The organism is Sphingomonas glacialis (assembly GCF_006439055.1).
Taxonomy (GTDB): domain Bacteria; phylum Pseudomonadota; class Alphaproteobacteria; order Sphingomonadales; family Sphingomonadaceae; genus Sphingomonas; species Sphingomonas glacialis_A.
Genome location: NZ_RCZC01000003.1, coordinates 472,697 through 498,384 on the forward strand (window position 1 = coordinate 472,697; position 25,688 = coordinate 498,384).

Genomic DNA, 25,688 nt, shown 5'->3' on the forward strand with positions numbered 1-25,688 from the left:
TCGTCTCCTCAAAACCGGCCACGGAAGCCGGCATAGACGCTGCGGCCGAGCGTGCCGTAGCGATAGATCGTCTGATATTGCTCGTCGAACAGGTTCTCGATCCGCCCGAAAAGCGCGACACGCTTGGTCACCGGCAGCTCGGCGCGCAGGTCGACCAGCGTGTAGGGCGCAAGCCGCGTCGCGTGCGCTGCGTCGTTGAAGGTCTCGCCCGACCAGCGCACCGCGACGCCGCCCGAGATCCCGCTCGGCAGCGTATAGGTGACCGACCCATTCGCCGCATTGCGCGGGCGCCGCGCGAGTTGCAGGCCGTAGGTCGCGCCCGGCGACCGGTCTTCCGACAGCGAATAGGTGTAATTGCCATCGAGCAGCAGGCGCTGCCCCAGGCGCAGCGCGCCTTGTGCCTCGACGCCCTGGGCAAGCGCGCGCGACACGTTGGCGTAATAGCCGTAGCGCGCGATCGCCGTGCCGGGCTGGAAGCACAATGCCGTCGTCGGCACGTCGGGGCAGCTGGCGAAATCGATCAGATTGGTCGAGCGGCGCTCGAAATAGGTGCCGCCCAGCGTCAGCGCGCCGGCGAACAGATGCTGTTCGACCCCGGCTTCCCAGCCCTTGGCCTGTTCGGGCCGGAGCGTCTGGTTCCCATATTCGGAGAAGAGCTGGTACAGCGTCGGCGCCTTGAACCCCTCGCCATAGCTGGCGCGTAGCGTCGTACCGCTGCGCAGCGCCCAAACCCCGCCTGCCTCGAACAGCGTCTTGCTGCCGAAGCGGCTATGATCGTCGTTGCGCACCCCGCCGCTGAGCGTCAGCCCGTCGAACACCGTCGCGGTGAGCTTGGCATAGACGCCGGTCAGCGCGGCGCGTGCCGTATCGGGCGCAGGGGTCGGCGTGCCGAGCGTGCCGTCGGGCGAGACGGTGCGGAAGCGCGAAATCTCGCGTTCGACGCCGAATACCGCGTCCCAGCCGGTCGCGATGCCGAGGCTGCCCTGATATTCGATCCGCGCGTTGCGGCCGTTCGCGTCGAAGGTCAGCGGTTGCGGCAGCTCGGGGCTGTAATTGTCGCGCTGGATGTCGGTATAGCTATAGGCGACACGATTGCGCAGCCGCCCGCCGAACAGATCGACGTTGAGCCCGGCATAGCCGACGAACTGTGTATCGACCGAAAAGTCCGAGGAATCGGCGTCGAAGCCATCGAGCTCGACGCGGCCGTGCGCGTAATAGCCGCGGACATCGGCGCTGATCCCGTCCGCCAGCTGGAGTTCGGCGCGGCCGGTGACGCTCTGGTTGGTATAGCCGTCGGTCTCCGTGCCGCCGAACGCCGGCGCGATGGCCGAGATGCCGGCGGTGGTGAAGCTTTGCGCGCCGACGCGGAAGGTCAGGGGCCCGGTCTTCCCGCCGATCGCGGCGCGCGCGCTGACCGTCTCGCGCGACCCCGCCTCGATGTCGAAGCTGCCTTCGAGCGGCTTTTGCGGCAGCGCAGTGACGATGTTGACGACGCCGCCGATCGCCTGGCTGCCCCACAGGATCGATTGCGGGCCGCGCAGCACTTCGATCCGGCTGGCGTCGCCGGTGAGCAGGTTGGCGAAATTATAGCCGCCGCCCGGCGAGGACGGATCGTTGAGCTTGACCCCGTCGATCACGACGACGGTCTGGTCGGTCTCGGCGCCGCGGAGGCGGAGCGAGGTGTTGGTGCCATAGCCGCCGTTGCGTGCCATGCTGACGCCGGGGGTGCGCACCAGCAGCTCGGTGACGCCGATGTCCTGGCTGCGATCGATCGCGGCCTTGTCGAGCACCGTGACGGAGGCGGCGACCCGCTCGATCGCGGTCGGTACGCGCGTCGCGGTGACGACGATGTCGCTCGCCGAATTGGTCGGCACGTCGCTCGCGGCATCGGGGCGCGCCGCCTGCTGGGCGTCGTCGGGCTTGGCCGGCGCGTCGGCATAGGCCGGGCTTGCGAAGAGCAGGCCGAGCAGCAGTCCGGAGGTCGGTGGGTAGAATCGTTTCATGGCAGTCCCCGCTTTCAGACGATCGGAGACCTGAATCGCGAAGGGGGAGGGCGCGAACCATCCCGCCTGCACGACGCAGGTCGGCGATGTCGTCACGCGGGGGTCTTCCCCGTTCGCTCGGCGCACCCTGGCCGGTCGAAAGACGACTGCGACGGGCAGGTCTCCTGGCTCACGGGTCAACGCTGTTCCGGCCGCCTTCTCAGAACCCGAAGGTCCCAATGGCATGTGGTCGGGCAACTCGCCGCTTACAGTTGCAGGGGCAGCCGGGGTTTTCCCGTTCCCTTTTCATCCCCGTCGCCGGGGAACCTGTCGCAACACGCCGCGTAGCGCTGGGGCAGATAGCGGTCAATCACCTGGGTCAGCGACGGGCGCGGCCCCGCGCGAGCTGTGCCGCTCGCGCGCTGTGAGTGGTGGCGCTATGCGACCGGTGCATTTTCTGGTCGTTCGGTGCTAGTCTGGGCGCAGGCAATGACCCTTCGAGCGGGAGTCTGATGTGCGTCTCCTGATTGCCGATCCCGATGCGCGCGCCGCGCAACAGCTCGCCGATGCGCTGCGCGCCTTGGCGCATGAGGCGGTGGTGGCGGGCGATGGCCGCACCGCGCTTACCCTGGCGACCCAGGAGACGTTCGGCGCGGTGCTGCTCGAACTGATCCTGCCCTATGTCGGCGGGGTCGAGATCACGCAGGCGTTGCGCGAGCGAGGGCTCGACTTGATCGTCGTCATGCTGAGCGTGCATGGCGATCTTCCCGACCGGATCGCCGGGCTCGATGCGGGCGCTGACGATTATCTCGTCAAGCCGGTCGCCGCGATCGAGATCGATGCGCGGCTGCGCGCGATCCAGCGGCGTGCGGCGCGGACCGGCGGGCACGGCGTGATGCGGGCGGGCGACATCGAGGTCAACGAGATCAAATATCGCGCGGTGCGGGGCGGGCGGACGCTCGCTTTGCCCAAGCTCGAATTCCAGATGCTGTGCGAGCTTGTCCGCAACAAGAACGCGATCGTCACGCGCGACATGTTCTACCGCAATGTCTGGCGCTACGACGGCGAGCCCGCGACCAACGTCGTCGAATCCTATATTCGCCGCTTGCGCGCGCATTTGAATGCAGGCGGCGAGCCCGACCCGATCGAGACGATCCGCGGTGTCGGCTATATGCTGGTCGAGCACGGCTGAGCGGGCGGTCGCGCTTTCGAAGGACGCGCGGTAAAGAAAAACCCGGCCCGAGCGATGCTCGGACCGGGTCGTTCAGCCTAGCCCTGAGCGATCAGAACTTGGCGGAGAGCTCGAAGCCGTAGGTGCGCGGCGGGTTGAAGTTGCCATAGTCGCCGAGGATGCCGCCGTAGCTGGTCGAAACCAGCGCGCCGGTTGCGCTATAGTTCTGGACCGGCACCGAGTTCGCCGACGAGCGGCGATAGACGTAGGTCGTGTCGAGCAGGTTGCGCGCCCAGACCGAGACGGTGACCTTGTTGTGATCGCTCACCGCGATGTCGGCGAGCGCGAGGCGGCCGTTCATCACGAAGCTGGCGTCGGTCTTGGTGTTCTCGAGCTGGAAGCTGTACTGGCTGCTCGCATAGTTGCCGTCGAGATGGAGGCGGACGCTCGCGTCACCGACACGGATCGGCATGACATAATCGAGCGAGGCCGATGCCGCGTTGGTCGGGGTGTAGACGATGTAGAGCTGCTGTGCCGGAGCACCCGGGGTCAGCGGATTCACTGCCGAAGGCGCCTTCCAATAGGTGTAGGCGTACGAACCGGTCAGCGTCAGTTCGGGGATCGGCTTGACCGTCAGATCGGCCTCGATACCGCGGATCTTCGAGTTGCCGGCATTGGTGGTCTGCTCGATATGGCTACCGTTTGTCGGGCTCGACCCGTTGGTGTCGAAATAGTCGAAGTCGAACTGGGTGTTGCTACGATCCATGATGTAGCCCGCGACGTTGAAGCGCGCGCGGTGGTTCCAGAAGTCGGCCTTGGCGCCGATTTCGTACGACTTGACCGATTCCGGACCGAAGGCATTGAACTGCAGCGAGCGGTCGTTCGCGCCACCGGCGCGGAAGCCCGTCGCATACTTTGCGTAGAGGTGGATGTCGCTCGTCGCGTCGAACGCGATGTTGAACATCGGGTCGAAGCGGCTGATGCTGTTCTTGAAGGTGAACGCCTGGGCAGCGTTGTTGACGACATACAGGCTGCCGTGACGATCGTCCTTGGTCCAGCGGCCCCCGGCGGTGACGTGCAGGACGTTGCCCAGCGCTTCGGGCGAGAAGGTCAGATTGCCGAAGACCGAATAGTTGTGGTCGGTCGCAGCACTGGCGCGGGTGATGAACTGGCAGCTGTTGGCGAACTGCGGCACGGTCGTGGCGAGCGTGTTGTTGCACGACGCGTCATAGCGCTGATAGCCCGAGTTCGCGCCGGTGATCGCGCTCGAATTGCCCGGGATCGGGCTGCGGACCGTGTAGGCGGTGCCGGTCGAGTTCCACTGGTTGGTCAGCGGGGTCGCCGCATATTCGCTGGCCTGCTCGGTATAGTAATAGGCGCCGACGACATAGTCGAACTGCGGCACGCTGCCGACCGCCTGGAATTCCTGGCTGAACTGGTTCTGCTTGAGGAACGACAGGCTGTAGCGGCTGAACGTGCCGGTCGTGTTGAGCGCTGTCGGGTTGGCGGTGTTCGCGACGAACGGGGAGAACGAGCTGCGCTCTGGGCCGCCGGAATTGTCCCACTGGTCGGTCTTGACGCCGCGCCATGCGGTGATCGAGCGCAGCTCGATCCACGGTGCGACCTTGTACTTCAGATTCGCCGAGAAGCCGTGCGTGATGTCGACGCTCGGCTGCTGCGGAACGCCGACATCGGCGACCGTCTGACGCTCGGGATGAACCCCGACGAGCGGCGCCTTGGGGGCGACGCAGCCAACGCGACCGGCGGCTGCCTGAGCGACCGTGACGGTGCCGCCGCACGCGGTGTTGGTGCCCGGCAGGAAGAGCGACGTGCCGAGCACGCCGGCGGCGCTGGTGTACGAGCCGACCGGCAGGTTGCCGGGGTTGTAGTTGAGCAGCTGGCTATAGTTCGGGCTATTCTCGTCCTTCGCATAGTCATAGGCGAAGTCGGCGGTGAAGCCGTCGATCGGCTGCCAGCGGGCAGCGGCGCGGCCGCCCTTGCGATCGTAATAGTTCCAGCCGGTCGAACCCTGGAGCGGGTTCTTCACCGTCGGATCCTGGTGCTGATACACACCGTCGAACTTCAGCGAGATGTTGTAGAAGCTCGGCAGATCGAGGTGGAGGTCGGTGGTGCGGCTGCCATAGTTCCCGATGCCGGCGCTCACGCGGCCGCCGAACACGCCGGTCGGTGCCTTCGAGACGAGCGACAGCGCGCCGCCTTCGGTATTGCGGCCGAACAGGGTGCCCTGCGGGCCCTTGAGCACTTCGATGCGCTCGATGTCGAACAGTGCCGAGTTGAGGCCCTGGGTCTTACCGAGGGCGACGCCGTCGATATAGACGCCGACGCCGCCGTCACGCGCAGTCTGGTTCTGATCGTAGGGGACGATGCCGCGGATACCGATCGTCAGTGCCGACTGGCGCGCCTCGAAGGTCGCGACGCGGAGCGACGGGATCGAGCCGTCGGCGAGGTTGAACAGGCTGAGCACGTGGCGATCGGCGATGCCCTGTGCGCTGAGCACGCTGATCGAGATCGGCGTCTTCTGCAGGTTGGTTTCGCGGCGGGTCGCGGTGACGACGATGTCGCCGATGCCGGCGCCCTGCTCTTCGGGGGCTGCGGCGGGCGTGGCTGCCTGCGTGTCGGCAACCGGCGCGGTGACCGCAGCGTCGTTGGCCGGAGCGGTCTGCGCCAGGGCTGGCGAAGCGGTGAGAGCGATAAGCGCGCCGCCCATGAGCAGCTGCAGGCGGAAGCCCGAACGAACAATCATTGTGATATCCCCTGAACCAGTCGGGCCGTTTAGCCCCGGTCCGGCTCGGCTAGCGGCGGATTGGGTCAGGAATGTTACGTTCGCTGTAACCGCTGGATTACCATGGCGTCATTTTCGCGTCATAAATAAGCGGTCTACACCACTTAGCGCGCCAGGCGCGGGACATGGAGCGTCGTCCGGATCGTTACGGGAGCGCTTGGCGGCAGCATTCGCATCTGTTTTGTCGCGTTGGGGTGGTGGTATTTGTGCGAGTGCGACTAACTTGTCACACAGCGTGCGCCGATGTCGCGTGCGAGTCGCGCCGGTCGCGTGGGTTTTGCGCCGCTCCGCCTTTGCGACTAGAGCGCGTCGCGTCATGACCCCATCATCCCCCACCGCCATCGGCCTCGACTTCGGCACCACCAATTCGGTGGTCGCGCTATCGCACGGCGGCGTCGCCGAGCTCGTCGCGCTCGATGGCCCCGAAGCCAGCGATCCCGTCTTCCGCTCGGCCTTGTGCTTTTGGGAAGACGATGGCGTTCAGGTCGGCGTTCCCAAGGGGCTGGCGGCCGATGCCGGGCCATGGGCGATCCGCGAATATCTCGAATTCCCGCAGGACAGCCGTTTCCTGCAATCGTTCAAGTCGGTGGTGGCGAGCGCGAGCTTCGAATTCGCCAACGTGTTCGAACGCCGCTTGCGCTTCGAGGAACTCGGCCAGCTGTTCCTCGCCAAGCTTGCCGCACGCGCCGGCGGGGCGCTCGACGGGCAGGCGGCGCGCGTCGTGGTTGGGCGGCCGGTCGAGTTCGCGGGCAGTCGCCCGAACGAGACGCTCGCGCGCGAACGCTATGACGCGATGTTCGCCGGCCTCGGTGCCGAGATCCATTATGTCTATGAGCCGATCGGCGCGGCGTTCAGCTATGCGTCGCGGATCAGCGACCCGGCGACGATCCTGGTCGCCGATTTCGGCGGCGGGACGAGCGATTTCTCGGTGGTCCACATCGCGGCACCCGGCGCGGCGCGGCGCTGTACGCCGCTCGGCGCGGCGGGCGTCGGGATTGCGGGCGACCGCTTCGACTATCGGATCGTCGATCATCTCGTCATGCCGCTGCTCGGCAAGGGCGGGTCGTATCGCTCGATGGGCAAGGTGCTCGATATTCCCGGCGGCTATTTCAACGATTTCAGCGACTGGTCGCGGCTCGCGCTGATGCGCAACCGCCGCACGCTGGCCGAGCTCGACAAATTGCGCCGCAACGCGATCGACCCGGAGGCGATCACGCGGATGATCGCGGTGATCGAGCAGGAGCTCGGCTATCAATTGTACGACGCGGTCGGACAGGTGAAGCGCGCGTTGTCGAGCAGCGAGGACGCGCATTTCCACTTCGCCGGCGCGGGGCTGACGGTCGAGGCCGATGTCACGCGCGCCGATTTCGAGACGTGGATCGCGCCCGATATCGCGCGGATCGGCGATGCGGTCGACCGCGCGCTTTCGACGGCCGCAACCCCGGCGAGCGCGATCGATCGCGTCTTCCTGACCGGCGGCACCTCGCTCACCCCGCGCATTCGCCGCCTGTTCGACGAGCGCTTCGGCGCGGAGCGAATCGCGACGGGCGGTGAACTGACCTCGATCGCGCACGGGCTCGCCTTGATCGGTCAGCAGGACGATCTCGCCGCGTGGGCGGCATGAAAAGGATTCTACGATGAGCGACCGGGTAAAAGTCTATTTCGACGGCGGCTGCCGGCCCAATCCGGGCAAGATGGAATATGCCTATGTCATCGCCGGGGTGGCGCATGCCGAGCTCGACGCCGGCATAGGCTCGAGCATGGATTCGGAATGGCTCGCGCTGATCGCCGCGCTGAAGGGCGCGCAGGCGCTCGGGCTGACCGACTTCGTGCTGCTCGGCGATTCGGTGGCGGTGATCGACATGGCGAACGGCCGCACCAAATGTCGCGGCGACAGCGTGCCGCATCTGGCGGCGTTCCGCGCGCTCTTCGCTGACGGCGCCATGCCCAATCTGCGCTACATCAAACGCACGCAGAACCTCGCCGGGATCGCGCTGGAGCGTGCGCGGGCGCGGTGACGCTGCTCTACAGCTTCCGCCGCTGCCCGTATGCGATGCGGGCGCGGCTGGCGTTGCTGGCGAGCGACACACGCTTCGAGATTCGCGAGATCGTGCTGCGCGACAAGCCGGCGGCGATGCTTGCGGCATCGCCCAAGGCGACGGTGCCGGTGCTCGTGCTCACCAACGGCACTGTGATCGACGAGAGCCTCGAGATCATGCTTTGGGCGCTCGCGCGGAACGATCTCGAGCGGTGGCTGGATGGGTATGACGCGGCGCTGGTCGCGCGCTTCGATACGGACTTCAAACACCATCTCGACCGCTACAAATATACCGAGCGCTACGGCGTCGATGCGATCGCGCATCGCGACGCCGGGCTCGCGCTGCTCGAAATGCTCGAGAAACGACTGGTTGCGACGCGCTATCTGAGCGGGGCGGAACGCACGCTCAGCGATATGGCGATCATGCCGTTCGTCCGCCAATTCGCTGCGGTCGATCGCGGCTGGTTCGAGACGCAGCCGATCGCGCACGTCCAGGCGTGGCTTGCGGCGCTGGTCGCATCCCCGCTGTTCGACCGCGCGATGCAGCGCCTCGAACGCTGGGTGCCCGGCGACGTGCCGGTCGGCTGGTGATACCGCGCCGCCGGGGCGGCGCGCAGCAGTGCGAACCTATCGCGTTTCCAAGGGGATCGGCTAGAGGTGTCGGGTATCGGCGCACGGTGTCGTCGCAGGAGGTGGCATGCAGCGTTCCGGTCTTACCCGCCTGGTTATGGTTGCGCTCCTGTCCGGTCCGGCGGGGGCCGTCAGCGCCCAAACCGCCAGCGGAGTCGGTGGCTATGAGTCGGTCGACCCGATGATCGGCACCGGTGGCGAGGGGCATACCTTCCCCGGCGCGGTCGCTCCGTTCGGGATGGTGCAGCTGAGCCCGGACACCAATACCGAGTGCAAGATCCGCGACTGCTATAAATGGGCGGCGGGCTATCGCTATACCGACACCAGCATCACCGGGTTCAGCCACACGCATTTCTCGGGCGCGGGGCATTCGGATCTGGGCGACGTGCTCGTCATGCCCGCGGTCGGCGCCGATGCCGCGGTTGCGCTCGAACCGGGTGACGCCGACACGCCGGGCTCGGGCTATCGTTCGCGCTTCAGCCATGCGAGCGAGCGCGCGACGCCGGGCTATTATGCGGTCACGCTGAGCGATCCGGGCGTTCGCGCCGAGCTGACCGCGGGGACGCGGGTCGGCGTGCATCGCTACACCTTCCCGACCGACAAGCCCGCGCATCTGATCGTCGATCTGCGCTCGAGCATCTACAATTATCCCGGCAAGATCCTGTGGTCGTCGCTGCGCATGCTGCCCGATGGCACGATCACCGGCGCGCGTGAGACGCGCGGCTGGGCGCCGGCGCGCAAGCTGTTCTTCGCGATGCGCTTCTCGGCGCCGCTCACCGGTCATGCCTTCCGCAACACCGAGACGGCGATCGCCTATAAGGGCTTCAAGGGGCCAGGGCGCGGCGATCCGGGCGTGGCGCAGATCGCGGGGCAGGCGCTGGTCGCGCGGCTCGATTTCGGCACGCTCGCCAAGCCGCTCGAAGTCCATGTCGCGGTGTCGGGTGTGGACGAGGCCGGCGCGCTCGCCAACCTCGCCAGTGAAAGCGGCAGCTTCGACCAGATCCGCGCGGCGACCAGGACGGCCTGGGACAGCGCGCTCGGCGCGGTCGAGATCGACGCGGCGCCGGCGATGCGCAAGACGCTCTATACCGCGCTCTATCACAGCCTGATGGCGCCGAGCGTGTTCGGCGATGCCGACGGTCGCTATCGCGGGCCCGACGATCAGGTTCATCTGGCGAAGGGCTTCACCGTCCATTCGACCTTTTCGCTGTGGGACACGTTCCGCGCCGAGCATCCGCTGCTGACGCTGATCCAGCCCGCGCAGCGCAACGCCGATTTCGTCAATTCGCTCGTCGCCAGCATCAAGGCGAGCCCGTTCGGCATCCTGCCGGTATGGCAGTTTCAGGGCCGCGAGACCTGGACGATGATCGGCTATCACGCCGCGCCGGTGATCGCCGATGCGTATCTCAAGGGCATCAAGGGCTTCGATGCCGAAGCCGCGCTCGACGCGATGGTCGCGAGCGCCGATTACGCGCTCTATGGCGGGATCGGCGATTACAAGACGCTCAGCTATGTCCCGATCGACCGCGAGCCCGAGGCGGCGTCGAAGACGGTCGAATATGCCTATGACGACTGGAGCATCGCCCGCATGGCGCGCGCCATGGGGCGGACGGCAATCGCCGATCGCTTCGACAAGCGCGCGCTCAACTGGCGCAACAGCTTCGATCCGCAGACCGGCTTCGTCCGTGCGCGGAAAGCCGATGGTAGCTTCCGCGTGCCGTTCGACCCGACCGCGATCAATTACGGCAGCGACTATACCGAGGGGAATGCGTGGCAATATTCGTGGTTCATGCCGCAGGACGAAGGCGGCCTGATCCGCGCGCTCGGCGGCGATGCGGCGACCGTCAAGAAGCTCGACGCGATGTTCGATTACGACAATTCCAAGATCGACTACAGCCATGCCGAGGACATTGCCGGGCTGATCGGCCAGTACATCCATGGCAACGAGCCGAGCCACCACGTCGCCTATCTCTATGCGTATGCCGGCGCGCCGTGGCGGACGCAGGAGCGACTCGCGCAGATCGTCGCGAGCCAGTACAAACCGACCCCCGACGGCTTGGCGGGCAACGACGATCTCGGGCAGATGTCGGCGTGGCTGCTGTTCACGGCGATGGGCTTCTATCCGGTCGCGCCGGGGAGCGGGGAATATGTGATCGGGCGGCCGTTCGCCGATCGGATCGTGCTGCATCTGCCGAACGGCAAGCGCTTCGCGATCGAGGCGCCGGGGCTTTCCGCGACCAATCGCTATGTCGGCAGCGTGACGCTGAATGGCGCGGCGCTCGATCGCTCTTTCGTCCGGCATGACGAGATCGTCGCGGGGGGCGTGCTGCGCTTCACGATGGCGGCGAAGCCCAATACGGCATGGGGAAATGCGGCCGCGGCGCGGCCCTATTCGATCACGCCGTATGCGGTGACCGTGCGCCGCTGAGCGCTCCCGCTCCTGTGCTGCTCACCTGATTTGAAGTTGATTTGCAGAGACTTAACTTCGATCAATTTTGCATAAAGGTTGTTCCGCCAGGGAAACAATAGGGGAACGGAAAGCCGGTCCGATGATTGAGCGAGGGTTCGCAGCATCGGAGAAACGGCATGGCCGATACCCAATCCAAGACGGCGGGTGACGACGCTCCGCTGACCGCCTCGAAGCATTCCTCCGCCGCGGTCGATGCCGCGACCGACGGTCTGGTCGAAGCGCGTGGCGACGCGCTCGTCGGTCGCGCGGTGACGATCAATCGCCCGCGTGCCGAGCTTTATGCCTATTTCCGCGACTTCGCCAATCTGCCGAACTTCATGGACAATATCGAACGGGTCGATGTGCAGGATGCGACGCGGTCGCACTGGGTGGTGAAGGCGCCGGCCGGCCGGACGGTCGAGTGGGACTCGACGATCACCGACGAGGTCGAGGGCGAGTATTTCGTCTGGGCCTCCGAGCCCGGCGCCGACATCGCCAATAGCGGCCGGATCGAATTCCGCGACGCGGGTGCGCGCGGCACCGTCGTCACTGCGACGCTGCTCTACGATCCGCCCGGCGGTGTCGTCGGCAAGCTGATCGCCAAGCTGTTCCAGCGCGAACCCGCGATCCAGGCGCGGCGCGACCTGCGCCGTTTCAAGCAACTGATGGAAACCGGCGAAGTCGCCACCGCGGCCTCGACCCGCGCCCAGTTCGAAGAGGACCATAAGTAATGCGCGCACTTGCCTGGCATGGCCGCCACGACGTCCGCATGGACACCGTTCCCGACCCCGAGATCATCAACCCGCGCGACTGCATCATCAAGGTGACCGCGACCGCGATCTGCGGCTCGGACCTCCACCTCTATGACGGCTTCATTCCGACGATGCAGTCGGGCGACATTCTCGGCCATGAATTCATGGGCGAAGTGGTCGAAACCGGCGCCAAATCGACGTTGAAGAAGGGCCAGAAGGTCGTCGTGCCGTTCACCATCGCGTGCGGCAGCTGCTACCATTGCGGCAAGCATCAATATTCGGCGTGCGACAACGGTCTGCCCGCCGACAATCAGGACATCGCGCAGACGCTGTACGGCCAGCCGATGTCGGGGCTGTTCGGCTATAGCCACATGACCGGCGGCTATGCTGGCGGCCAGGCGGAATATGTTCGCGTGCCGTTCAGCGATTTCGGGCCGATCGTCATTCCCGAGGGAATCGACGACGAGAAGGTGCTGTTCCTCTCGGACATCCTGCCGACCGGCTGGCAGGCGGCGGAATATGCCGAGATCGAGCCCGGCGACACCGTCGCGGTGTGGGGCTGCGGACCGGTCGGGCTGTTCGCGGTGCAGTCGGCCTTCCTGATGGGCGCCGAGCGCGTCATCGCGATCGACCATTTCCCGCACCGTTTGGAGCTCGCCAAGAAGTTCGGCGCCGAGACGATCAATTTCGAGGATTCGTCGGTCTATGACGCGCTGATGGAGATGACCGGCGGGATCGGCCCCGATGCGGTGATCGACTCGGTCGGGCTTGAGGCACACGGCTTCTTCGTCGACAATGTGATCGACCAGATCAAGAAGTCGACCTTCCTTGGTACCGATCGGATCCACTCGATCCGCCAGGCGATCTATGCCTGCCGCAAGGGCGGACGCGTTTCGATGCCGGCGGTCTATGGCGGCTTCGTCGACAAGTTCCCGCTCGGCGCCTTCATGGAGAAGGGGCTGACGCTCAAGACCGGGCAGACGCATGTCCAGCATTACCTGCCGGGGCTGCTCGCGGCGATCCTGGAGGAGAAGGTCGATACGACCTTCCTGATCTCGCACCGGCTCGGGCTCGAGGACGCGCCGAAGGGTTACAAGATGTTCCACGACAATCAGAACGAAGTCACCAAGGTCGTCTTGAAGCCCGGCCAGACCATCTGACCTTCTTCCTCCCCTCCCTGGAAGGGAGGGGCCGGGGGTGGGTCGGCCCGTTATCTGGGTCAGCCCTCTCCCTAGACCAACCCACCCCCAACCCTCCCTTCCAGGGAGGGGAGAATGAGAGGACTTTCCCTATGGCCACCAAATTCGCGATCATCACTGGCGCCTCGACGGGCATCGGCTTCGAACTCGCCTCGCTCGCCGCGAAGGACGGCTACGATCTGCTGCTCGTCGCCGACGAGGCGCTGATCAACGACGCCGCGGCCGACATCAAGCAGTTCGGCACCGACGTCCAGGCGCTCGAAGCCGATCTGTCGACCACCGATGGCGTCGATCAGCTCCTGTCCGCTGCGGGCAGCCGCCAGATCGATCTGCTCTGCGCCAATGCCGGCCATGGTCTTGGCCACGGCTTTCTCGACCAGAGCGTCGCGGACTGGCGGCATGTGATCGACACCAACATCACCGGCACGCTGTACCTGCTGCAGAAGACGCTGCCGGCGATGGTCTCGCGCGACGACGGCAAGGTGCTCGTGACGGGCTCGATCGCGGGGTACATCCCGGGCGCGTTCCAGGCGGTGTATAATGGCTCGAAGGCGTTCATCGACAGCTTCACCGAGGCGCTGCGCAACGAGATCAAGGAGTCGAAGGGCGTCACGCTGACCACGCTGATGCCGGGGCCGGTCGAGACCGAATTCTTCGACCGCGCCGACATGATGGACACTTCGGTCGGGGTGAACCCGAACAAGAGCGACCCCGCCGATGTCGCCAAGGATGGCTGGGACGCGGTCATGGCGGGCAAGACCACGATCGTCTCGGGCTGGAAGAACAAGGTGCAGGTCGCGATGACCGGTGTCGTGCCGCCGTCGATGCTCGCCGAACAGCATCGCAAGATGGCCGAGCCCGGTACCGCCGACCAATAAGCCCGCTGGCTTCGACGGTTATTGCGCTCAGCGCGCGCAATAACCGTCGAGGAACGCCTGGTGCGTCGGCATCCGGCCGACGGCGCCCGCGATGTTGCCCTTGAGATCGGCGAAGGCGCGCGCGAGATGCGCGTCGCTCAGCACATGGCCCATATGGTGATAGTCCGTTGGCTCGAGCCGCTGGCCGAGCATCACCTGGAGCCACGAGTCCGCCTGGAACAGATCGTCGGCGGTCTGCGGCGTGAGTGCGGACTCGCGGAACAGCGCGATCCGCTGCGCGAGCGTATCGGGAATCTCCATCGTCGCGCAGCGCTGCCAGAACGGCTCGGGCCGTTCGTTCAGATGATAATGCAGGATGATGAAGTCGCGCACCCGCTCGAGTTCGGTTTCCGCGAGATCATTGTAGCGCCGCACGACCGACTCCTTCATCCCGGCGAAGGGGAAGGATTGGATCAGCCGCGTGATGCCGATCATGATCAGATGGATGCTGGTCGATTCGAGCGGTTCGACGAAGCCGCTGGCGAGCCCGAGCGCGACGCAATTCTTGTCCCACACGCGTTTGCGGCGCCCGGTGACATAGCGGATCAGCCGCGGCTCGGTGATCGTCTCGCCGTCGACCTGGGCGAGCAGTTTTTCGCGCGCGGCGTCGTCCGACAGGTGGTCGCTGCAATAGACCAGGCCATTGCCGACGCGGTGCTGGAGCGGGATCTGCCATTGCCAGCCCGCTTCATGCGCGATCGCGCGCGTATAGGGGCGGGCGGGCGCGACCGCCTTGGTCTGCACCGCGAGCGCGCGGTTGGTCGGCAGCCAGTGGCTCCAATCCTCATAGCCGGCCCTGAGCGTCTGCTCGATCAGCAGGCCTCGGAAGCCCGTGCAGTCGACGAAAAGGTCGCCCTCGACGCGGCGCCCGTCGTCGAGCTCGATCGCCTCGATGAACCCGGTCTCGGCATTCTGGACGACGCTGCTGATCTTGCCCTCGATCCGCGTGACGCCGCGCGCCTCGCTGAACGCGCGGAGGTAGCGCGCGTAGAGCCCGGCATCGAAATGATAGGCATAGTTGATCTTGGCATCGTCGGCGGTGGCGAACTTGCCCGCCTCGGCGGCGGCGAGTTCGAAGCAATAGGCGCCGAGCTCGTCGGCGATCCCCGCTGCCCGGCCGCGCAGCCACATATGCTGGAAGTCGCCCATCCAGATCGACTGGCCGACGCGCCCGAACGAGTGGATGTAGCGGTCGCCGTCCTGCGCCCAATTCTCGAACGCGATGCCGAGTTTGAAGGTGGCTTGCGTCGCGCGCAGGAACTCGCGCTCGTCTAACTCTAGCAAGCGGTGGAAGGTGCGGATCGTCGGGATCGTCGCCTCGCCAACGCCGACCGTGCCGATCTCGTCGGATTCGACCAAAACGATCTCGAGCAGCGGCCCGAGATGTTTCGCCAGCGCCGCCGCCGCGATCCATCCCGCCGTCCCGCCGCCCGCGACGACGACGCGCTTGATCACTTGGTCGGGCGAGGGCGCTGCCGTCATCGATTGAGCCTCTGCACGAGCTGCGCGCGCAGCCGCCGCGCGGAGAGATCAGTCAGCGGGGCGAGCGCGCCGCGCATCGGCTCGGGCAAATGCTCCGCCGGCCGCTCCGCGGGGCCGAACACGTAATAGTCGAACAGCGCGCGCCACGCCTGCTTCTCGCTGTCGGGCCGGTCGCGCAGGCTGAGCAGGCCGTGCAGCACGGTGTTCATCGGGCTGTCCATGAACCGCGGCGCCATGTTCCACCAATAATTGACGAGCACGTTGAAGCCGTCGAGCGCCTCGACATTGTGCCACCACAAGGCCGGGTAGACGAGCACGTCGCCCGGCTCGAGCTCGATCACCTCGGCGCTGGCGAGCGCTTCGGCGAAGCGCGGATAGCGCGCGAAATCGGGTGCGCGCGGATCGACCATGCTGACGACCTGGCCGCCCGGCGTCGGTTCGAGCGGCCCCGGATAGAGATTGGCGATCTGCTCGGGCGGGAACAGCGTGAAGCGGCGGCGGCCGACGACGCAGCATGCGATGTTGTTCGACATGTCGAAATGCGTGGCTGCCGTGGTGCGGTTGCCGATCCAGATGCTCGCCAGTGGCGTCGCGCCGTCGAAATCGGCGGCGAGATCGTTCTCGGCGCGGAAGCCCGGGAGATAGGTGTCGAGATCGGTCGAGCCGACATAGCGGGCCGGTGCATCGAACGCGTCAAGCGTGGCGAGGATGCGGTCGAGATAGGCATCGAGCGCGACGCGCGTCGCGGTGAAGTTCATCGCTGTGCCGCTCGCGTCGTAGAAGAAACGGCCGCCGATCGTCGGGTCGCCAGTATAGCCGACGACGGGCGCACTGCGGTAGAAGCGCTTGAGATAGGCGGCGGCGGCGGCGGGCCCGTCGCGCCCGGCACGCACGATCGGCCAGTCGCGCACCAGCCCGCGCACCACCACCGGGCGTTGCCGCGCGATGAGCAGGGCGGGATCGAGCGTCCTCGTCATGCCGTGCCCGTCGCCGCGCGCCGCTTGCGGTTCTTGAGGTCGATGAGGTGCGCCACATTGCCGAGCGAGGAGACGATGCGGAAGGCGTGCGCGAGGAATCCCGAGCGGTGCAGCGCATCCAGCGCCGCGGCATCGAGCTTCGCCAGCCGCTCGGGGGCGATCGTGAAGCAATCGGGAATGGTATAGTGCGTCTCGGCATCGAGCGCGACGTCGAGCGTGATCGGCTCGATCAGGTCGGCCTGCTCGAACGCGGCGAACATCGGCGCGCGCTGCGCAAGCCCGTCATGGACGAGGCGCAGCACCGTGACGACATGGTCGAGATAGGGCGACTGGCCGCCATGCGGCAGGAAGATCGGCTGGCCGTCGGGCGCGCCGACCCGCGGATGATCGAGATCGATGTGGAGCATCGGTTCGCGCTGGATGGTGCCATCGACGTCACGATCGACCATGCCGATCAGGAACGGCCCGCGCTGGTGCAGCGCGGGGATATGGCGCGCGTGCCAGCCGGTCGCATCGAGGAAGAGGTTCTCGTCGCGGTCGAGCCCGAGCAGCGCGACGGCGTAGAAGGCGCCCTCCGCGTCGCGGCGGAACAGGATCGGATAGTCGCGCTGCGCCGCGTCGAATTCGGTCGGGAAGACGACGGTCTGGTTGACCGCATCGCCAAATTCGGCGGCATGGCCGATCGCAACGCGCAGATCGGCGTGCGCGATCGTGTCGAGGAGAACGGTGTTGGTCATGCAGAGGTCGTAATCGCCGATCGGGTGAGCGCCAAGCAAGGCGCGAGGGTCTTTAGAGTGCGCACTGTCCGGGCGATGCTTCCCCCAAAGCATCGCCCGGCCAGGCCTAACGCGCTAGAAGCGGTAGCGCGCGCCGAACAGGAAGCGGCGTTGCAGCTCCTGCGCGAACCAGACATTGTTTTCCGAGCGGCCATAGGTGCGCAGGCTCGAATTGGTCAGATTGATCGCCTCGAACGACAGCGCGATCTGCTTGTTGAGATCATAGCTGATGTTCATGTCGAGCTGGCCGAACGGCTTGGTATAGACCGGGTTCTTGTAGCTATCGCGATTGAGCGACGAGAGGAACTTGTCGCGCCAATTGTAGCTCAGCCGTGCCGAGATGCCGTTCTTGTCGTAGATCAGCGTGGCGTTGGCGGTGTTGGAAAGGCCGGTCAGCGCGAACTGGTCGGTGTTCGGGTCGCCGCCATTGTTGAACCCGACATCGCCCTTCACATAGGTAAAGCTCGCCGAGACACCGATTCCGGTGCGGCCGAAGAAATACTGCCCGGCGAGCTCGAAGCCGTAGATTTCGGCATCCTTGTTGTTGATCGGGCGCGAGATCGAGAAATTGTAGAGCGGATCGCTCGACGTGCCGTTGATGTCGATCGCCGAGAGGATCTGGTTGACGAACGCCTGGTCGACGGTCTTGGTCACCGCGCTGTAATGCGCGTTGAATTGCGATGCGGCGGCGGCGGCGCCGTCGCGTTGCAGCAGGGCCGAATAGGTGAAGAGATTGACGTCGCTGATATCGGCGCCGAGCGCGCTGAGCGCGGCCTTGGCCGTCCCCGACAGCGTGCCCGCCGTGCCCGAAGTCGGGTCGCGCAGGCCGAACAGCGTCCCGTTCGACAGGCCGGTGCCGATGAAATTGTGGACGCGCTTGTCGAAGAAGCCTGCCGAGACATAGCTGTCGGGTTTGAAATAATATTCGAACGAAAGATCGATATTGTCCGAGATAAGCGGTGCCAGATCGGTGTTGCCGGTATTGGCGGTGGCGACGCCGCCGATCGCGGTCGGGCGGCCGGGCGCGAAGACGCTCGTCGAGGCAAAGAGGTTGTCGTAGTTCGGCCGCGCGATCGTCCGGCTCGCCGAGAAGCGGCCGATCAAATTGCGCTTGAGTTCGACCTGGAAATCGAACGACGGCAGGATGTTGTCATACGATCCCCGCCCGACGAGCGTCTGCGGGGTCGAGCCAACGCTGATCGTGAAATCGTTGTCGGCGACCCAGCTGATCGCGTTGGGCACCGCCTGGAGCGAGATCGCCTCGTCCTTGGTATGCTCGTAGCGGCCGCCAGCGACGAGGCTCGCCTCATGCCCGGCGATCGTGCCCTTCCAGGTTACCTGCGCATAGCCGGCATAGACCGTTTCCTTGACGGTGTTGTTCTGGTTGGCAGTGATCGAAATCGCGTTGCCCGACTTGGCATAGGCCGGCGACAGCGCGTTGTAGAGCGCCAGCGTATCGCCGCGGAAGGCGATCAGGTTCGCGCCGCTCGCCTTGGGATCATAGCTGCTGAACTTGCATAGCAGGCAGAATTGCTGGAGCACGCCCGGCGCGATTTTCTGGACGTCGCCGGGGAAATCGACGCTCCAATTGCCCAGCGTCTGCTGCGTCGAGATCAGCTGCTGGTTGGTGTCGGTGTCGCGGTACAGCCCGCCGAAATCGAACCGGCTGCCGCCGCCCAGATCCCAGCCGAGATCGGCGCGGATTTCCTTGACTTTCTGCTTCTGGCTGGTGGTGTAGGTGCGCGCGATCGACGAGCCGACATCGTTGACATCGAGAATGCCGTTATGGTTGCCGCCGGGCAGCGCGGAATCGTTGACGACGATATCCTGGACCGGGATGTCGCCCGAATAATCGACCGAGTGCGAGGAGATGACGGTCGCGCCCAGACCGACCAGCGTCGAGCTGGTACCGTTGGGGTTGTTCGGCAGCACCGACGATTTGCCGTAATGCCCGTCGATCGACAGCGTCAGATTGGGGGCGATGTCCCATTTCGCATTGAGGCCGTAATCCTCGAGCTGGTTCTTCTGCGCGCGCGCCTGCTGCTCGAAGCCGGTGTCCTTCACCCCCGCGATCGTCTCGTGGAGATAGGTCGTCGTCGCGACGGCGGGGTTGCTGTCGAAGGTGACGACGTCGAACGGCCGGTTGAACCAGTTCGATTCATCCGAGCGCTGCTCGCTCTGCAGCGTGCGCGCATAGAGCGCATCGGCAGTGATCGTCAGCGCGTCGGTCGGCTTAAACTGGACGATCGCCTGGCCGTTGAGCCGCTCATATTTGTCGTCGGAGAAGTGATAGCGGCTGTCATTGGGGACCGACACCAACTGGTTGGGGTTGGACGGCTTGTTGTTGATCTTGGTCGCCGCGTTGACGAAGCCGTTGCTCGGGTCGAGGAAGTCCGACAGCGTTCTGATATTCCACGCGTTCGACGTGGCCGACACGGTCGAGAAATGGCGCTGCTGATAGCTGCCGAACAGCGACACGCCGAAGGTCTGGTCGGGGTTCGACCAGCTTGCGAGGCCGGTGAATTCGGGCGTCACCACCGATCCGCAATCGACGCAGTCGCTCGCGCTGGTGTCGTAGTTGAGCTTGCCGCCGAGGCTGCCGTTGAAGCCCGACGTCTTCGAATCGAGCGGACGGCGCGTGACGACGTTGATCGTCGCGCCGATCCCGCCCGAGGGCACCGCCGCGCGGCCGGTCTTGTAGACTTCGAGCGTCTTGACGCCTTCGGATGCGAGGTTCGAGAAATCGAACGAGCGCGTCACGCCGACGGTGCCGTCGGCGCTTTCGTCGCCGCCGACGGTCTGGGCGTAGGATGACGCGAGCGTGCGGCCGTTCAAGGTGACGAGGTTGAAGCTCGGGCCGAAGCCGCGGACGGTGACCTGCGCGCCCTGACCGTTGACGCGGTCGATCGACACGCCGGTGATGCGCTGGAGCGATTCCGCCAGATTGGTGTCGGGGAACTTGCCGATATCCTCGGCCGAGATGGCATCGACGATGCCGGTCGAGTTGCGCTTGATCGCGATCGAGCGCTCGAGTGAGGCGCGCACGCCGGTGACGACGATGTCGTCGGCGCTGGTCGTCTCGGGAACCGCATTGGTAGCGGTGGCGCCCTTTTCGAGACCGGGAGCGCCCGGGGCGGTATCGGCTTGCGGCGTGCCTTGCTCTGCGGGCACCGGCGCCGTCTGCGCCTGTGCGGCGTGCGGCAGCGTGAGCCCTGCGGCAAGCGCGATGAGCGAAGCCGACCAAACATAGGCCGACGCTTGTTGATTGGCCTTCATGGACCCCTCCCTGTTGTCTGCGGCCTTATCTGGCCGCTCGGATACGAAGCCGACCCCCTGTTAGACCGACCGTGATAGCGCTATTCTTTTGTCCTACGTTGTCAAGATGATTCGCATTCTCACATATGCTCATCAATTTTCACGAATTTGGTAAATCTTGCGAAAGGCGGGTAAAAAAAGCTAAATCTTAAAGTAGATTATGACGCGATGCGGCATAGGAGACACATTTGTAGGGGCGCGCCAACGAGGCGATACAGGGTCAAAACTCGGATTTAGGAACCCTTCGAACCTGTCAACGTGGTCAGGCCCCCTAGCGTCCGGGCGACTGATCTGGTCTATTCATTCCATTCTGGGTCGGGGCGGCATGAAGCGAACAACGATTGTCGATGTCGGGCGGCTCGCCGGCGTGTCCGCCAAGACGGTGTCGCGCGTCCTCAATGGCGAGCCGCATGTCAGCGCCGCGGTGCAACAGCGCGTCCGTGCCGCCGCCGACACGCTCGATTACCATCCCAACGTCTTTGCGCAGGCGCTGGTGCGGCGCAAATCGAACATGATCGGGCTGGTCTATGAAAATCCCAGTCCGAGCTATGTCGTCGAACTCCAGCGCGGCGTACTCGAACGGCTGACCAACGAGCGCTACCGGCTGGTGGTGATCCCGATCCGTTCGGTGCAGGAGAATGCCAGCGAAGTCGTCGGGCTGCTGCGCTCGGCGGCGCTCGACGGCGTCGTGCTCGCGCCGCCGGCGTCGGACCATCCCTTGATCCTCAAGCAGCTGCACGAGGCGCGGATTTATTGCGCGCGGATCGCGCCGACGCGGATGATCGACGCCGCGCCGAGCAACCTGGTCGACGATGTCGCCGCCGCGCGCGAGATCGCCGCTTATGTCATCGGGCTTGGTCACCGCGACATCGCGATCATCCGCGGCGATGCGACGCATCCGTCGAGCGAGGCGCGGATGCTCGGCTACACCCAGGCGTTCCACCAGGCCGGGCTCGAGCTCAAGTTCGACCGGATCGAGCCGGGGCTGTTCACCTTCGACAGCGGTTTGGCGGCGGCGCGCCACATCTTCGCGCGGGCCGACCGGCCGACCGCGATCCTCGCGCAGAATGACGACATGGCGGTCGGCGCGATGATGGCGGCGCGCGAATTCGGGCTGTCGATCCCGGGCGATCTGTCGGTCGTCGGGTTCGACGATTCGGAAGTGTCGCGGATCACCTGGCCGCGGCTGACGACGGTGCGTCAGCCGGTGTTCGAAATGGCGGTGGCGGCGACCGAGATGGTGATCGCCCAGCTCGAGGATCGCGCGCCGGTCGCGCGGATCGTCCACCCGCACACGCTGATCGTCCGCGAATCCACCGCACCCCCGCGCGCCTGATGATGCGCCGCTTCGAAGCGTGGTATTACGGCCTCGGCGACCTCGGCTTCAATTTCGTGTGGCAGTCGATCGAGCTGTACCTGCTGTTCTACTATATCCGCGGGCTCGGCATTGCGCCGGCGGTGGCGTCGGGGATCTTCCTTGCGGGGGCGGCGGTCGATTGGCTGACCGATCCACTGATCGGGGCGGTGGCGGATCGGCTGGCTCCACGCGTTCCGCTGCGCGCCTGGGTGTCGATCGGCGGGCCGCTCTCGGTGCTGCTGCTATGCCTTGCCTTCGCGCCGCCGCCGGTGCCTGCCGCGTGGGTGCCGGGCTATGCGCTCGTCACCTATCTCGCGCTGCGCTTCGCCTATGGGCTGGGCAATATCCCCTATGGCGCGCTGACCGCCCGGCTTTCGCCCGATCCGGCCGATCATCTGCGGTTGACCGGCGCGCGGATGCAGGGCGCGGCGCTCGGCGGCCTGATCGCCGCGCTGACCTATGCACTGCTCCCGGCGGACCGGAGCGGCGGCGCCGATTTCCGGCTGGGGGCGCTGATCCTTGCCGGCCTTGCCATGCCGGCCTTCTTCGCGACGAGCTTCGGCACGACCGAGCGCGTCGTGCCGCGCGCGGCGTCGACGCGTCGGCTCGGCGGCGCGATCGCCGCGATGGCGGCGTTGCTCGTCCGCTCGACGGCCTTGCGGCGCCTGATGGTGACGATCCTGCTAGTCGGCCTGACGATGACGCTGATCAACAAGTCGCTGCTGTTCCTGTTCGACCAGATCAACGCGCGGCGCCTGGGTTATTATGTCGCGCTGGTGCCGGCTTTGTCGCTGTTGCTGACTGCGCCGTTATGGGCGCGGCTCGCGCTGCGTGCGGGGCAGGTCGATACGCTGCGGATCGCCGCGGTCGCCTTGCTGGCGATGGTCGTGCTGGCGCTGGCCGGGCGCGGGGTCGCCCCGGCATTGGTCTGCATCACGCTGGCGATCGTCGCCGGGCAGGGGATGTCGGTGATGTTCTGGTCGCTCGTGCCCGCAACCGTCGCCGCGTGCGAGCGCGAGGATGTCGAGGGCGGCTATGCCGTCCGGGTCTATGCGATGGCCACGATCGCGCGCAAACTCGCGCAGGCGATTGCCCCGCAGGCGATTGCGATCGCGCTGTATCTGCCCGATGGCGCGCTGCTCGTGGCGATCGCCCTGGTCGCGGCGCTGACCATGCTAGCAGCGGTATTCTACCCGCCGCTCGGCCCCGAAGCCGAACGGGCCGCGGGTTGACAGGATGATGTCAACGTTGTCAATGCGACGCAACGGAATGATGGCGATCGTCGCCCGAGTGTGCGTGCGGATAGAATGGAGCTGGAGGGGTTATGAAACGCGAATTTGCCTGGGGCGCGGCGGTTGCTGCGTGCCTCGTCGCGAGCGTCAGCATGGCGGCCTCGCCCGTCGCGGCGCCTCTCGCCGGCCCGGTGGTCCATCCCGACCTGTGGCCGCGCGTCGCCTGGCCGGTCGCACCGATCGCTGCCGACGAAGCGCGGATCACCACGCTGCTCGCCAAGATGAGCGTCGAGGAGAAGATCGGGCAGATTCTACAGCCCGATATCGACAGCATCACCCCCGACGAGGTGCGCCGCTACCATATCGGCTCGGTGCTCAACGGCGGCAATTCCGGTCCGTATAAGGACGATCTCGCGCCTGCGCCGAAATGGCTCGAGCTGGCGGATCAATTCTATGCCGCCTCGGTCGACCGGTCGCAGGGCGGGCAGGGCGTGCCGATCCTGTGGGGAATCGATGCGGTGCATGGTCACAGCAACATCGTCGGCGCGACGCTGTTCCCGCAGAATATCGGGCTCGGCGCGACGCGCGACCCAGCGCTGATCGAGCGGATCGGCGCGGCGACCGCGGCCGAGATCCGCACGACCGGGCAGGAATGGACCTTCGCGCCGACGATCACGGTGCCGCAGGACTATCGCTGGGGCCGCGCCTATGAAGGCTATTCGTCGAACCCCGATCTCGTCGCCAGCTATGCCGGTCGTATGATCGTCGGGCTGCAGGGCGAGCCCGACGGCAGCCGGATCCTCGCCGGGCCGCACGTGCTGGCGAGCACCAAGCATTTCATCGCCGATGGCGGGACCTTCGAAGGCCATGACCAGGGCGACGCGCGGATCAGCGAGACCGAGCTGCGCGATGTCCACGGCAAGCCCTATGTCCCCGCGCTCGAGGCCGGGGTCGGCACCGTGATGACGAGCTTTTCGAGCTGGCAGGGGCAGAAGATCGGCGGCAGCAAGGGGCTGGTCACCGACGTGCTCAAGGGCCGGATGAACTTCGGCGGCTTCGTCGTCACCGACTGGAACGCGCACGCGCAGATCGCGGGCTGCAGCCTCGACAATTGCCCGCAGGCGATCAACGCCGGGGTCGACATGTACATGGCGCCCGACAGCTGGCGTGGGCTCTACACCTCGCTGCTCGCGCAGGTGAAGGACGGTACGGTGCCGATGGCGCGACTGAACGATGCCGTCGCGCGGATCCTGCGGGTAAAGCTGCGGCTCGGGCTGTTCGAGGCGGGCAAGCCCTCGTCGCGGCCGCTCGCCGGCGATTGGAGCCAGCTCGGCGCGCCCGCGCACCGTGCAGTCGCGCGCGAAGCGGTCGCCAAGTCGCTCGTCCTGCTCAAGAATCAAGGCGTGCTGCCGCTCAAGCCCTCGGCGAACATTCTGGTCGCGGGTGACGGCGCCGACGATGTCGCGCGGCAATCGGGCGGCTGGACGCTCAGCTGGCAGGGGACCGGCCTCACCAACGCCAATTTCCCTGGCGCGACCACGCTGTGGGGTGGCATCGCCGCCGCGGTGAAGGCGGGTGGCGGACAAGCCGAGCTCGCCCCCGACGGTCACTATACGCGCAAGCCCGATGCGGCGATTGTCGTGTTCGGCGAGACGGCCTATGCCGAATTCCAGGGCGACATAAAGTCGCTCCAGCTGCGCCCCGAACTGCGCGCGCCGCTGGCGACGATGCAGCGGCTCAAGGCGGCGGGCATTCCGGTCGTCGCGGTGATGCTCACCGGGCGGCCGCTGTTCGTCAATCCGATGCTCAACGCCGCCGACGGCTTCGTCGTCGCGTGGCTGCCGGGGAGCGAAGGGGCAGGGGTCGCCGACCGGCTGTTCGCGGCGCCGGCCATGGCTGCGCCTTTCACCGGCAAGCTGCCTGCCGATTGGCCGCTGACCGCCAAGCCGGGCGGCCCGACGCTCTACCGCTTCGGCTATGGCCTGAGCGGGCGCGAGCCACGTGGCGCCTGGAAGCCGCTGTCCGAGAAACCGGGCGTGGTCGATGCCGGCACCGACGGCGTGTTCCTTAAGGCCGGGGTGGCGACGCCGGGCTGGTCGCTGCAGGTCGGCGATGCGAGCGCTGCGACGACCGTCACATCGGTCCCGGCGCAGGCGCTGGCCGGGCGGATCAAGGTGACCGCGATCGATTACGGTGTGCAGGAAGGCGCGCGGCACTTCTCGCTCGCAGGTGGCGGTCCGCAGGTGATCGCGTTGCGGACGTCCGAGCCGGTCGATCTGTCGCGCGAGAGCAATGGCGACGTGATGCTGCTCGCGACCCTGCGGCTCGATGCGCCGCAGGGCAGCGATCTGACGCTGGGGGTGACGTGCGGGACGGGCTGCAGCGCGTCGCGTCCGCTTCCCACGGGCGCATTGCCGGTCGGGGAATGGCGCATCGTCGGCATTCCGCTGAAATGCTTCGCTGCTGCCAGCGGTGATAAGGGCGCCGACGTAAAGGCGATCGACGCACCGTTCGTGCTCAGCACCAGCCAGCCGCTCGAGCTCAGCCTCGCGCGGGTGTCGCTCGGCATGGTCGCCGACGACGTGCTGGCGTGCCGGCCGTAAGCACG

The 25,688-nt window shown here is 66.1% G+C and carries 17 protein-coding genes and 1 riboswitch; of the genes, 11 read left to right on the top strand and 6 right to left on the bottom strand.

The annotated features are described in order from the left end of the window. Positions 1–8: 8 nt before the first annotated feature. The gene (locus EAH76_RS14045) at positions 9–2,003 is read right to left on the bottom strand and encodes a TonB-dependent receptor plug domain-containing protein (RefSeq protein WP_140850886.1); all 1,995 of its coding nucleotides are present in this window, start codon (positions 2,001–2,003) and stop codon (positions 9–11) included. Between the two features lie 137 nt (positions 2,004–2,140). Next, a riboswitch (cobalamin riboswitch) is annotated at positions 2,141–2,328 on the bottom strand. 168 nt (positions 2,329–2,496) lie between these two features. Between EAH76_RS14045 and EAH76_RS14050 the strand changes: the two genes are divergently transcribed. Continuing rightward, positions 2,497–3,174: a response regulator transcription factor gene (locus EAH76_RS14050; RefSeq protein ID WP_140850887.1), complete on the top strand. Its 678-nt coding sequence runs from the start codon at positions 2,497–2,499 to the stop codon at positions 3,172–3,174. 91 nt (positions 3,175–3,265) lie between these two features. Here EAH76_RS14050 and EAH76_RS14055 read toward each other — a convergent pair whose 3' ends face one another. Then, a complete protein-coding gene (locus tag EAH76_RS14055) occupies positions 3,266–5,917 on the bottom strand; it encodes a TonB-dependent receptor (protein ID WP_194151005.1) in 2,652 nt (883 codons plus the stop codon). A gap of 355 nt (positions 5,918–6,272) precedes the next feature. Between EAH76_RS14055 and EAH76_RS14060 the strand changes: the two genes are divergently transcribed. The 7 genes from EAH76_RS14060 (at position 6,273) to EAH76_RS14090 (ending at position 13,902) form a co-directional block, all read left to right on the top strand. After that, positions 6,273–7,580, top strand: a complete 1,308-nt coding sequence (locus EAH76_RS14060) for an Hsp70 family protein (protein WP_140850888.1) — start codon at positions 6,273–6,275, stop codon at positions 7,578–7,580. Between the two features lie 13 nt (positions 7,581–7,593). Further along, positions 7,594–7,974: a reverse transcriptase-like protein gene (locus EAH76_RS14065; RefSeq protein ID WP_140850889.1), complete on the top strand. Its 381-nt coding sequence runs from the start codon at positions 7,594–7,596 to the stop codon at positions 7,972–7,974. Then, positions 7,971–8,585 carry a glutathione S-transferase gene (locus tag EAH76_RS14070; RefSeq protein WP_140850890.1) on the top strand — a complete coding sequence of 205 codons (615 nt, stop codon included), beginning with the start codon at positions 7,971–7,973 and terminating at the stop codon, positions 8,583–8,585. Before EAH76_RS14065 ends, EAH76_RS14070 begins: the two co-directional genes overlap by 4 nt. A gap of 106 nt (positions 8,586–8,691) precedes the next feature. Next, positions 8,692–11,052 carry a GH92 family glycosyl hydrolase gene (locus EAH76_RS14075; RefSeq protein ID WP_140850891.1) on the top strand — a complete coding sequence of 787 codons (2,361 nt, stop codon included), beginning with the start codon at positions 8,692–8,694 and terminating at the stop codon, positions 11,050–11,052. A 158-nt stretch (positions 11,053–11,210) separates the two neighbouring features. Continuing rightward, entirely contained in the window at positions 11,211–11,804 is a 594-nt protein-coding gene (locus EAH76_RS14080; protein WP_140850892.1) for an SRPBCC family protein, read from the top strand. Continuing rightward, positions 11,804–12,985 (top strand): zinc-dependent alcohol dehydrogenase, encoded by a 1,182-nt coding sequence (locus tag EAH76_RS14085; RefSeq protein ID WP_140850893.1) that lies wholly within the window; start codon positions 11,804–11,806, stop codon positions 12,983–12,985. The genes EAH76_RS14080 and EAH76_RS14085 overlap by 1 nt, the downstream gene beginning before the upstream one ends. A 131-nt stretch (positions 12,986–13,116) precedes the next feature. Next, on the top strand, positions 13,117–13,902 hold the full coding sequence (locus tag EAH76_RS14090) for an SDR family NAD(P)-dependent oxidoreductase (protein WP_140850894.1): 786 nt from the start codon (positions 13,117–13,119) through the stop codon (positions 13,900–13,902). Between the two features lie 27 nt (positions 13,903–13,929). On the opposite strand, the gene EAH76_RS14095 is transcribed toward EAH76_RS14090, so the two are convergent. The 4 genes from EAH76_RS14095 to EAH76_RS14110 form a co-directional block, all read right to left on the bottom strand. Next, a complete protein-coding gene (locus EAH76_RS14095) occupies positions 13,930–15,423 on the bottom strand; it encodes a tryptophan halogenase family protein (protein ID WP_140850895.1) in 1,494 nt (497 codons plus the stop codon). Next, complete coding sequence (locus tag EAH76_RS14100) at positions 15,420–16,400, bottom strand: cupin-like domain-containing protein (RefSeq protein WP_140850896.1); 981 nt, start codon at positions 16,398–16,400, stop codon at positions 15,420–15,422. The genes EAH76_RS14095 and EAH76_RS14100 overlap by 4 nt, the downstream gene beginning before the upstream one ends. Continuing rightward, positions 16,397–17,137, bottom strand: coding sequence for a SapC family protein (locus EAH76_RS14105; RefSeq protein ID WP_140850897.1), 741 nt, complete (start codon positions 17,135–17,137; stop codon positions 16,397–16,399). The genes EAH76_RS14100 and EAH76_RS14105 overlap by 4 nt, the downstream gene beginning before the upstream one ends. Before the next feature lie 114 nt (positions 17,138–17,251). Continuing rightward, the gene (locus EAH76_RS14110; protein WP_140850898.1) at positions 17,252–20,452 is read right to left on the bottom strand and encodes a TonB-dependent receptor; all 3,201 of its coding nucleotides are present in this window, start codon (positions 20,450–20,452) and stop codon (positions 17,252–17,254) included. Between the two features lie 364 nt (positions 20,453–20,816). Between EAH76_RS14110 and EAH76_RS14115 the strand changes: the two genes are divergently transcribed. The 3 genes from EAH76_RS14115 (at position 20,817) to EAH76_RS14125 (ending at position 25,683) form a co-directional block, all read left to right on the top strand. Beyond that, positions 20,817–21,827: a LacI family DNA-binding transcriptional regulator gene (locus EAH76_RS14115; RefSeq protein ID WP_140850899.1), complete on the top strand. Its 1,011-nt coding sequence runs from the start codon at positions 20,817–20,819 to the stop codon at positions 21,825–21,827. Continuing rightward, the gene (locus tag EAH76_RS14120; protein ID WP_140850900.1) at positions 21,827–23,080 is read left to right on the top strand and encodes an MFS transporter; all 1,254 of its coding nucleotides are present in this window, start codon (positions 21,827–21,829) and stop codon (positions 23,078–23,080) included. The genes EAH76_RS14115 and EAH76_RS14120 overlap by 1 nt, the downstream gene beginning before the upstream one ends. A gap of 92 nt (positions 23,081–23,172) precedes the next feature. After that, positions 23,173–25,683 carry a glycoside hydrolase family 3 protein gene (locus EAH76_RS14125; protein WP_140850901.1) on the top strand — a complete coding sequence of 837 codons (2,511 nt, stop codon included), beginning with the start codon at positions 23,173–23,175 and terminating at the stop codon, positions 25,681–25,683. Positions 25,684–25,688 lie beyond the last annotated feature (5 nt).